This window comes from Sphingobium sp. FG125 (genome assembly GCF_057809795.1).
Map to the genome: position 1 here is coordinate 62347 of NZ_JBMDKQ010000022.1, position 10511 is coordinate 72857.

Here is a 10511-nt window from a genome sequence, read left to right on the forward strand (position 1 = left end):
ATAACGACGTCATCGCGGCACGTGATGGACGACAGTAGCGAGAGGCTGCCGCGTCAGCGATCGTTACCCGTCAGGGCCGAGACAAGCGAAGTGCAGGCTCGGTGGAGCAAAACGGAATAGGGCGCGATCCTCGGCACGAGGAGACCCCATGCCCTCATTCATGATATTGCTCGTCTAACGACCACCGCCTACAGTCATGCGTGAAGGGAAGTTTACTCCATGCAGGAGCGTAGCAGCCTAGATTTCGAACCGGAAATTATTTTCCCGGAATCACCGATCGACGCCGCACGCATCTTTCTTGGGGCAATGGCCTATCCTGAACGAGGAGCAGGCCAGCCGGGCGGTGCCGGAGTCGTATTCACGGAGGCTATGTCGGCGCGAATGACGTGGTCCCGCAGAAAAGCAAAGGGCCTGCGCCAAATCCGCCGAGAGCGGGGCAATCCCGAATTCTCTCCGCCACAGCTACGCGAATTTGAAGGCACTTATTTTCGAGGAGTGCGGCGGTTACGACGACGGCAGGTGGCCTATGGCCTAGTTGGCACTCAAATGTTTCACAACTTTTTCGCTGCGCAAAGTGAAGCTGCGCGCCTCGTTAAAATGGGGAAGCGGGATGAAGCCCTCATCATAAATCCTATGAGCAGATTTGAGGCTATACGCCCGGAAATATGGGTCAAAGCCGTTACATCACCCAAAGCCCTCATCTCTAGGAATATCGATCGGTGGGCCTCACGGTTTGGAGTGAACAAGACCGGAAGCGCCGCCGACAGTGAGCAGAAGGCAAAGGACTTGGTCAAACGGGCCTATGCACCTTCCAGACCGGTGCTGCACATGGCATACGCCATCGATCGAGCCGCGACCGAATTTGGTCCTGCCATGGGAGGCTGGGATGAAGGCGACAATGTCTTGGTGATGCTCGTAAATTGCGAACGTTGGATTTGGCAGGCGATCGAATGGGCGGAGCGCTGGAGGACGCTGAGCGCATCGCACTTCCTACCCGGATGGAACCCAGAGCAGATGATCGTCCTTTCGGCCCCTCAAAAAACTGCAAGATAATGCCCCCTGCCGTGGTTGCTCCTTTCCGGTCATAAAGTACGGGAAAGGAAGAAACCGATGACCTTGATGAATGACCTCACCGGCCTGCTTGGGGCGATGGCGGCATTGCTTACTGCTAGCGTGGCTGTGATCCAAGCATTGCGCGGCCCGCGAGGATAGCGTCCCAGAGGAAATTGGGAGCCGCTCCCTCGGCGCCATGCTGCTGCACATCTGGGTGTCCCCTGCCATTTGGCCCTGTGCTCTCTGACGCACGGTCTTGCCGTTCGCAATCGTACCCATGGATTCTGGCGGGTGTCCGGTTTACACGGCATAACGACAGATTATCATCAGGGCCGTTTTTGCTAAAATGAACAACGACGCTATCGTTCGAAAAATTTGGGGCTTGTGTCATATCCTACGGGTGATGGCGTGAGCTACCATCAATATATATCTGAACTGACATATTTGCTTTTTCTAAAAATCGCCGAAGAAAACGGCACCGAATTACTTCTTCCGGAGGGTTACCGATGGAAGGACCTACTGAATGCACCTGAAAAGAATCTTCTAGGTTTTTACCAAGAGATGCTGACTCACTTGGGAAACTATGCCGAAATTCCCGAAATTCGCGACATATATGTATTCCCGGAGCGTAACACGGCACGCGGAGCGGCGTAACTAAACCAGCTGCGATTTCGACAATCGGCGGTCTGAGCCAGCATCTTTCACCGCGCTGACGCCGGCCGCGGTACGCCAGCCACCGAGTACAGGGTCAGGAGGCCGGGTCGCCGACCAGAAAGGCGACCACATCCGCATAACCGCACTCTTTGGCGACCGCGACCGGATCGCGTCCACCCGTGAGCGCTCGGTTGGTTGTCGCTCCATAACCTTTGAGCAAGGTCAGGAACGCGATGATGTCGGCCTGAGCATCAGGCTTCTCACCCGGACCGGCCCATTGTTCGTTCTCGATTGCGCAGACGACCGAACTGTTTCCGGCTGTGTCTACCAGATTTGGGTCCGCGCCTGCCGCGAGCAGGATCCTGGCATTGTTTGCCTCCAGGAACCGTGATGCAAGCATCAGCGGCGTTGCCGCCTCCTTGTCGCGATGATCCACGGTCGCGCCCAGATCGACGCAAATCTCGGTAAGCGGCGCCCGGTAGTCGAGATAGACGGAATCGAACAAAATGTTCATGCCGTGCGTGTCACGGAGGTTCGGATTGTGACCGCAGCGGTAAAGGCAGCGCAGGGTCTCGGCAACCTGCACCATCTCTTCGGGTTCACATTCGCAAACGAGCAGACCGGCCAGGCTACCATAGGCGACATCGGTGTTATTGATATCGGCGCCGCGCCTGACAAGTGCCGCGATCAGGTCCGGATCACGGTCGATAACGGCATATTCGAGAAGCGGAGTCAGGAATGTGCCGATCAGCGTATCGACATGTTGCGCGGCGCTCGCGCTCGGGCGGGCACGCTGCGCCCGTCCAAGCGCGTCGACGGAGGACATGCCCTCCAGCGGATCGAGCGCTTCGTGCGAAGATCCGCTCGCCGCGACGAGTTTCGTCTCCGTTTCGCTCAGGCGGCGAATGTCGCCAGCAAATCGATAGCCTTGACCATGCTCGGTCTGGATGAAATCGCCGCGTCGGTCCTCCAGCACACGACGCAACGATTTGACCGCGAACGACACCGCGTCATCGGTCACCGACGCGTTATTCGCCCACACGTTGACCACCAGTTCGTTCTTGGTCAGCAAGCTATGCTGCGGTCTCTCGACAAAGAAGCGCAGCAGTTCCCATTGCTGCCGGGTAAGCTTGATCCGCTCGTCACGCTCACGAAACAGTGCCCGCTTGCCAATGTCGATCCGGTAACAGCGGCCATCGGCGGTGATCTCGACAATATGGTCCGCCATCACGCTCCCGCACCGCTCAATGCACGACCATCGCGCTTGCTACATGCAGCGTGAGATCGCCAATCGTGTGACCGAGCAATTGCCACGCTGGCACCACCGCAATGAGCGCCCCCCAGGCCGCGATCCGTGCGGCGAAGCTCATCATGACACCTTCACTGATCTTTGCGAGGATTTTCCAGATACCAGTCTTCATTTTGGCCTCCTGCATGGGATGAACCAATTTCTACCTTGCCGGCAGTCCGTGATCCCGGAGCATATCGGATCAGGGCGTCGAGAATATTCGATCCAGAAAGGGTGGCCGATCGATGTGACACGGCTTGCCACGCGTCGCGCTCAAGGTGCTGACCCGTCGCTCGGCTTGGGGGCTACGCTATTTGATCGCGCAAAGCCTGACGCGCGGAAACTGCGGAACTCGCCAAGCGGGAAGAACGAATGGCAGCTTTCGGATTTACCGACTGAGGCACCGTACGACCGACTTCGAAGCGGGTAGCCGACGGGCGGTGGTCCGACTTCTGAAAGACCAGCTTTGGCGTAAGCCGACGTTCCAGAGGCCGCAGCGGAACGGCAAGAGTTGGGTCGGGCGCTGCCGGTAGCGAATGCCGCATCATGGGACAAAACCGCCGTTCCTGCGCACGACGGTGAGTGTCGGGTTTCGGATAAACCTGCCGGTTGCCATGCCGGATGGCCAGCGGCGCCGTGATAGTCATTGCGGCTGCCGCGCTGTCGACAAAATCCCGGTAGCAGAGGCCTCTGAAAAACACCTGATTGTCGGGCATCGTTCAGACTTCCGATACGTGGCTGGAACGATTTAATTCATCGCTGGGCAGGCGATATCCTCGAATACCGCCGCCATCCGTGTGATTCCCGTCATCAGGGCCAAAGGGCGCCCAGAACACTATATCTTTAACAGAATGAAATATCGGTCGCGCTAGATGCGAGGCGTAAAGACGAAAACGCAGTGGATGGAATCAGTACTATGCTCAACCTTGACCGAGAACAAACGGCTGTACCGGCATGGGCCTTGTTGTTTCGCTCTCCTTTCGAACCTTCGGAAGGAGAGACATCTTGGCTTGGTGGGAAACCGACAGTGCCAACTGGCTTTGAATGGTCAAACGATACCGACGGCTTTCCTTTGTCCTTTCTCGCGCAAATCGATCTCGCATCGATCGAGCCGGAGCCTATTACCGGACTGCGACCACCGCACCTCCCAGAAAGGGGGTGCGTTGCTTGTTTTCATCGGCAAGCGCTGCTCTTGCCATGTGCTTACCGAAATTGAGGTCGCGCGCAGTATCTTCCGTTCAGCGCCTCGGGCGGCGCCCTGCTGTTCCACCTGCTGAGCAAAGTCTACGAGCGCACCAGCGTCATTATCACCACCAACCTCAGCTTCAGTGAATGGGCCACCGTGTTCGGCGATGCAAAGATGACCACCGCGCTCCTCGATCGGCTCACCCACCACTGCCACACTCTGGAGACCGGCAACGACAGCTTCCGGTTCAAGAACAGCTCCGCTCAGCAGCCCAAAACCAGAAAGGAGAAAGCCCCATCTTGACCCACACATGACATCCGAAACATAATCGCAAGGTGGGTCACTTCTCAGCAGCAATCAACAATCATGGACTTTTAAAACAGTCACTTAGCCACTGACGACAGCGCGAAGTTCAAGCCTCATGCCGCTGGTCATGGCTCCCAGATCCCGATCGAGCAGCGATGCTGCGAACAAAAAATGCGTCCGGGCCGCCTTCTCCCTGATAGCTGCTCCGTTCCGGTGACTGGACATCCGTGGTCATCGCAACGCTGGAGTTTTCAACGTCGCTCCCTGTAGGTCGGCTGCTTCGGGTTCGCATTCATCGGTCGTGATTGCAACAACCTCCGCTCCTCCCTCTACTACCACAGGAAGCATGTACATATCTTTTTGTGTGCTTCATACTTATTAGTAGGCTATTGCCGATGAGTGCACTTGAGCCTAAAATCCGGTGTAAAGCAATAAATGCCCGGGGTTGAGGACAGCGAATGCAGATTGGCATCGGTAGTGTTTACGACACCCTGCCGCGCTGGCGTTCCGCCGGAGGGCACAGCGTTGCCGTTGAAAACTTAAAAGGCGCCGAAGACGTGCGCCCCTTAGCCGACGAGATCGGCGCGACTGCGGTCGATGCGAATGGCGATCTCGCTGAAGCCGACCCGATCATCCGGTCAATCCCGCGTCCTGCCCCGGCCAACCTGCACCAGTATCGGTTCGACATGATAGTGCACGATGTATCGGTCGTCGATGCCATGGGCTTTGATGCCTGCACGCGCACCCAATCCTGGCGCCGGCAGTCCCCGACCCCGGACTATTGCTGCGGCCATTGCGCCGACGCCAATGAGCAAGGCGCTCGACCAGGCCAAGTGCTCCACATGTGCAATCACCTCGCCCATCATGGCTTCAGCCAGCGCAACCGATCCGCAAACCCGGTCAAATAACAAAAGGAGGACCGATCGAAAATCCCAATTTCGAATATCAAAATAGTAAAAATAGTAAAAAAGGGGAGAGTAATATGTCTAAGGTAAACTCTTTGAGTTCATCCTCATTTATTTCGATATGCCTAATGATGACTACAGGGCTGAGTGCGGAAGCAGCCTATGCGCAATCCGCCGACAATGATGTAGCGAATAACGCTAGCGATATCATCGTAACAGCGCAGAAGCGCGAGCAACGACTTCAGGACGTGCCAGCGACGATTGCGGCTTTTTCCGAGGAAAGTCTGGCAACGAGGCAAATTCGTGGCCTCAACGATCTGACCACACGCGTGCCCTCACTGGTCATGGGGTATCAATTCGGAAGTAACCAGATCACGCTTCGCGGCATCAGCACGGGCCTCACCAGCGGCTTTGAAGATGCCTCGGTCGCCGTGCATGTCAACGGCGTATATCAGGCGCGCGCGCGCAGCCTGGACCTGGCGCAGATGGATCTTGAGCGGATCGAGGTGCTTTCAGGCCCGCAAGGCACGCTCTATGGCCGCAACGCGACGGGCGGCGTCGTCAATTATATCATGAAGGGTCCCTCGGACACGATGGAGGCCGAAGTCACCGGCAATATCGGTAATCGCGACGCACATGGCATTCGCGGCTTCATTTCCGGTCCGATCAACGAAAAGGTCGGTTTCCGGATCACCGGCCTGTGGGACAATGTCGATGGGGATGTGAAAAATCTGCTCGCAGGCGCACCCGACAAGAATTTTGGCGGTCGCCATGTGGCGGCCCTTCGCGGCGTATTGGCTTTCGATCCCACCGAAACGCTGCGCATAGAGGTGGAAGGATCCTATGCGCGCACCCGCAGTTCCTATGCACCGACAGCGCTTGCGCCGTCGATAAATCCGGCGCGTGCGGCCTTTCTGCTGCCGCAAAGCTATCGCCCCCATAAGGTCTATTCCGACCTGGATGCCGCAAACAATACGACACAATATAGCGCGACCGGGACCGTTACCTTTGATCTGAGCGATAACGTCCAGTTCAAATCCATCTCAGGATATCAGAAATATCGAAACTTCATGTCCGTCGACTATGACGCGAGCGGCGCGACGGCGAACCATATCCCAAGTTCAGGTCATTCCCGCACTTATTCGCAGGAATTCAATCTGAACACCGACACGATCGATGGACGCCTGAAGTCCATCTTCGGCATGTTCTATTTTAACGACAAATATACCCAGCAGACCAATGTTTTCAGCAGTCTGTTCAGTCAGTTCACTGGTCCTAATGCCGACGTATATCAGGCCAATTTTACGCAAAAAGCCAAGTCGCTGGCCTTCTTCACCGACCATACTTTTTCTGTGACCGACAGGTTCCGGCTGCTGGCGGGCATCCGTTTCAACCATGATAACAAAAAGGGCAATCTGAACGTCCGGGGTCAATGCAGTAACGTCGAGCGAGACCTGACGTTCGAGGCTTGGACGCCGCGCGCCGGCGTACAGTTTGATGTGTCCAATCAGATCAAGGCCTATGCTACCTATCAGAAGGGCTTTAAGTCTGGCGGTATCGGCTCAGGGACATGTGGCGACACGTTCAAGCCCGAAACGATCGAGGGCGGCGAAGCCGGCATCAAGACCAGCTTGGCCGACAACCGTATACACCTCAACCTCGCCGGCTTCTGGTATGATTATAAGAATATCCAGGTGCAAAAGACGCTGGGAACGGCGGGCGGCTTCCAGGTGCAAAATGCCGCCGCAGCCCGGATCAAGGGGATCGAGGCCAGTTTCGACGCCTCGATCACCGATCGTCTGAAGCTGGACGGGTCTGCTATGGTCGAGAGCGCCAAATATACCGACTATAACAACTGCAATCCGGGTGATTTTCTGGGGGCGTGCAGTGCCACCGATCTCCGGCCGGAGAGTGACCCCGCTCGCAACCAGGTTCTGGTGGGCAACTGGCTGAACCGGGCGCCTCCCTACAGCGTCAGCCTAGGCCTTGAATATAGGCTGGACGTTGCTGGCGGAGAATTGCTGTTCCGCGGCGAATCCTACTGGAGCGGCAAGCTTCGCTTTTCGGAGTTCGAAGACCCTATTCTGACTCAGAAGGCCTATAATATCCAGAACGCCTATCTGACCTTCACGCCTGCCAACGACAAATTCGTCCTGCGCGCGTTCGTCAAGAATATCGGCAACACGAACTACCGGACGTCCGGCTTCTTTGATGGATTTACGTTCCAGAGAGAAACCACTTGGGGCACCTGGCGCACCTTTGGCGCAGAGGCGACCGTCAGGTTCTGACGATCGCATATGGCCTTTTCCAATGCCATCCATGCTGGTTATAATAGTAAGCGAGACGAAAGTCAGATCATGCCTTATGCCACTGTTAACAAGCTCAAATTCTATTATAGCGACGATGACTTCACGGATCCCTGGAAGGAACCGGAAGTCGTCTTCATCCAGCATGGATGGGGTAGGAGTTCCAAATTCTTCTACCACTGGGTCCCTGGCCTTGCCCGCGATTATCGCGTCCTGCGCAGGGACATGCGAGGCCATGGCCAGTCCGACGATACGCCCGCGTCCGACTGGACCGTCGATAATCTGATCGAGGACATCCGGGGCTTTCTGGACGAACTCGGCGTGGCGAAGGTCCATTATATCGGCGAGTCCGCGGGCGGTGTGCTGGGCGCTGCCTTCGCCGCCAAATATCCCGAGAGGATCCGTTCTCTCACCCTGATGTCGACGCCGCTTTCGGACCCCACGCGCGGCTCTGACAAATATGGCTATGACGATCTCGCGGCAAAGGTCGAAAATACGCCGATCGACGAGTTTGTAGAGATGCTGGTCAAGGGCCGCGGCTTGGTGCCGATCAGTCCCGGCCACGAACAATGGATAGCCAGCGAATGGCGCAAGAACCGCCCTGCGAGCCTCGCGGCGCTTGCGCGACTCTTCCCGGATATCGACCTGGCGCCGGTAGTACCGACCATCACCGCGCCGACGCTGATCCTGGCGCCCGGCAACAGCCATACCGCGCCGCTGGCGCATCAGAAGCAGATGCACGAGTTGATGCCCGGTTCCAGAATGGAGATCATCGACGGGAGCGGGCACGAACTATATTTTGAACGGTTCGACGAATGTTTCACGGCTTTTCGTTCGTTTCTTGCGTCCGTTGGAAATGCGTCCAAATAGGAGGCGTGATCCATTGGCCCGTTTCCGCCACATTCAACTTATACCGTAATCCTTATTCGAAGATGGATTTATCATGGCACAAATAGGACTGACCCTTGATCGCACGACGCACATGCTGTCGGCGGAGCAGTTTGCGGAACTGGCAGTCCGGATCGAGCGACTCGGTTACGAGAGCGTCTGGCTTCTCGACACGTTCGGGCGCGATCCGTTTCTGGCCTGCGGCTATATTCTGTCCAAGACGACCAGCCTGAAAGTGGCGACTGGGGTTGCGACGGTGTACAGCCGCGACCCGATGGGTGCAGAACAGACGCGCCAGGCGCTGTCGGAATTTTATCCGGGCCGGTTCATCATGGGGCTTGGCGCATCCAATCCGCTCGTGATCGCGCGGCGCAAGGGCGAGTGGGTGCAGCCGCTGCCCAAGATGACCGCCTATCTCGAGGAGATGGAGCAGGTCCAGCTGATCAGCCCCAAGCCCGAGCAACTGGCGCCGCTGTGCATCGCCGCCCACGCGCCCGGCCTCCAAAAGCTGGCGGTCAAACATGCTCAGGGCATGGTGACGTGGATGATGCCTTCTGGCATCATCACTGAAGCGAGAGAACGCGTCGGCCCCGACTTCAGCATCACCGCGCAGATATTATGTGTGCTGACCACCGACGCGGAAGAAGCGCGCGCCGTCGCCCGCGCCTATCTGGCCATGTATATCGCCCTGCCCTATTATCAGTCGGCCTTCGCCAAATGCGGGTTCGAGGAAGCCGACTGGAGCAACGGCAATAGCGACCGGCTGATCGACGCCCTGACCGCCTGGGGCACCAATGAGCAGATTCTCGCGCGGGTCGAGGAATTTGCTGGCGCCGGGGCCGACCGCGTGGTGCTCAATGTGGTGCGCGAGGACGAAACCCAGCGCGCCGAGGGCAAGCCCCCCGTCATCATCGGTGATTGGAAGGGCATCGACGACCTCGCCGCAATCCTCCCCGTGAAGTAGAATATCGCGTGGCCTAGTCACGTGAATCTAAAGTTCGCCACATAAGTTTTGCTCGGTTTTCTGGCAGAACCGCTTGACCGAGGCGAGGATTTCGTCGGCGGATTTGGTCCACCTGTATGGCTTTGGGCTTTCGTTATGCCGGTCGATGAAGGTGAGGATGTCTGCTTCGAGCTGGTCGGTCGAACGGTGGACGCCTCGCTGCAGCTGCTTTCTGGTCAACTCGGCGAACCAGCGCTCGACCTGATTGATCCATGACGCCGATGTCGGTGTGAAGTGCACGTAATAGTGCGGACGGCGGGCGAGCCAAGCCCTCACTTTGGCAGTTTTGTGGGTAGCGTAATTGTCCATGACGATATGAACGTCGAACCCATCAGGTGCTGCCCGATCGATCTGCTTGAGAAAGTCGAGGAACTCTGTTGCGCGGTGCCTTTTGTAGCATTTGCCGATGACGAAGCCCGATGCGATATCAAGCGCTGCAAACAGCGATGTCGTCCCGTGCCGCACATACCGCCTGATTGGCGTGCGTTATCTGCCGTCGTGCTTCAAAGTCTTATCGATCAGCCAAATGTGGAGCGCATGAGCCGCGACAAATGTGGTGCCGATGAACATCAAGGCAGGCAATAGCATCCATTCCTGCCCCGGCCTCGGGGTAAGCGTCATCGCTCCAACACAGATTAGCCCCAGCACGCAGATTGCGAGAAACGGGGTAAAACTAAGAGCGAGAGTGCGGGGAGCAGGCCAGTTGATCGACTTGGAAAGCGGCTCTGACCGCGAAAGCCTCCACTGCATCGGCAACCTTTCACTTTCCTGGAAGTGCGCGTTTGCCCAGATAGACAGACCAATCATCGCTAGCGCGAAGATGGTGGACACGATCAGAACGGTTACAATCACAAGCGTCACCTTTCGTGTAGCGCGACGATTACGGTGTCCGGTCGGCGTCAATTTTGATGGCCGATAGGTG

General features: G+C 57.1%; 10 protein-coding genes and 2 pseudogenes. 8 read left to right on the forward strand and 4 right to left on the reverse strand.

The features are described 5' to 3' along the window. Nucleotides 1-219 precede the first annotated feature (219 nt). Both ACODSR_RS17760 and ACODSR_RS17765 read left to right on the forward strand, forming a co-directional pair. Nucleotides 220-1053 carry a hypothetical protein gene (locus ACODSR_RS17760; RefSeq protein ID WP_489077947.1) on the forward strand — a complete coding sequence of 278 codons (834 nt, stop codon included), beginning with the start codon at nt 220-222 and terminating at the stop codon, nt 1051-1053. 408 nt (nt 1054-1461) lie between these two features. Then, nucleotides 1462-1707, forward strand: coding sequence for a hypothetical protein (locus tag ACODSR_RS17765; protein WP_489077948.1), 246 nt, complete (start codon nt 1462-1464; stop codon nt 1705-1707). A gap of 94 nt (nt 1708-1801) precedes the next feature. Here ACODSR_RS17765 and ACODSR_RS17770 read toward each other — a convergent pair whose 3' ends face one another. Next, the gene (locus ACODSR_RS17770) at nt 1802-2935 is read right to left on the reverse strand and encodes a winged helix-turn-helix domain-containing protein (protein WP_489077949.1); all 1134 of its coding nucleotides are present in this window, start codon (nt 2933-2935) and stop codon (nt 1802-1804) included. Nucleotides 2936-2951: 16 nt separating this feature from the next. Beyond that, nucleotides 2952-3128, reverse strand: a complete 177-nt coding sequence (locus ACODSR_RS17775) for a hypothetical protein (RefSeq protein ID WP_489077950.1) — start codon at nt 3126-3128, stop codon at nt 2952-2954. 783 nt (nt 3129-3911) lie between these two features. On the opposite strand from ACODSR_RS17775, the gene ACODSR_RS17780 reads away from it, so the two are divergent. From ACODSR_RS17780 to ACODSR_RS17805, 6 genes and pseudogenes are all read left to right on the forward strand, one after another. Continuing rightward, complete coding sequence (locus ACODSR_RS17780; RefSeq protein ID WP_489077951.1) at nt 3912-4211, forward strand: DUF1963 domain-containing protein; 300 nt, start codon at nt 3912-3914, stop codon at nt 4209-4211. A gap of 12 nt (nt 4212-4223) precedes the next feature. Further along, nucleotides 4224-4484 (forward strand): annotated as a pseudogene (locus tag ACODSR_RS17785) (ATP-binding protein); the annotation flags it as partial. 461 nt (nt 4485-4945) lie between these two features. Further along, a complete protein-coding gene (locus ACODSR_RS17790) occupies nt 4946-5395 on the forward strand; it encodes a hypothetical protein (RefSeq protein WP_489077952.1) in 450 nt (149 codons plus the stop codon). Further along, nucleotides 5332-7680, forward strand: a complete 2349-nt coding sequence (locus tag ACODSR_RS17795; protein WP_489077953.1) for a TonB-dependent receptor — start codon at nt 5332-5334, stop codon at nt 7678-7680. Before ACODSR_RS17790 ends, ACODSR_RS17795 begins: the two co-directional genes overlap by 64 nt. 69 nt (nt 7681-7749) lie before the next feature. Next, nucleotides 7750-8568, forward strand: a complete 819-nt coding sequence (locus ACODSR_RS17800) for an alpha/beta fold hydrolase (protein WP_489077954.1) — start codon at nt 7750-7752, stop codon at nt 8566-8568. Nucleotides 8569-8641: 73 nt separating this feature from the next. Further along, nucleotides 8642-9550, forward strand: a complete 909-nt coding sequence (locus tag ACODSR_RS17805) for an LLM class flavin-dependent oxidoreductase (protein ID WP_489077955.1) — start codon at nt 8642-8644, stop codon at nt 9548-9550. Between the two features lie 27 nt (nt 9551-9577). Here ACODSR_RS17805 and ACODSR_RS17810 read toward each other — a convergent pair. Together ACODSR_RS17810 and ACODSR_RS17815 are read right to left on the reverse strand one after the other, a co-directional pair. Further along, nucleotides 9578-10057: pseudogene (locus ACODSR_RS17810) on the reverse strand (IS630 family transposase); the annotation flags it as partial. A gap of 18 nt (nt 10058-10075) precedes the next feature. Continuing rightward, nucleotides 10076-10511, reverse strand: a 436-nt coding sequence (locus ACODSR_RS17815; protein ID WP_489077956.1) for a hypothetical protein, incomplete at its 5' end; no start/stop codon positions are given.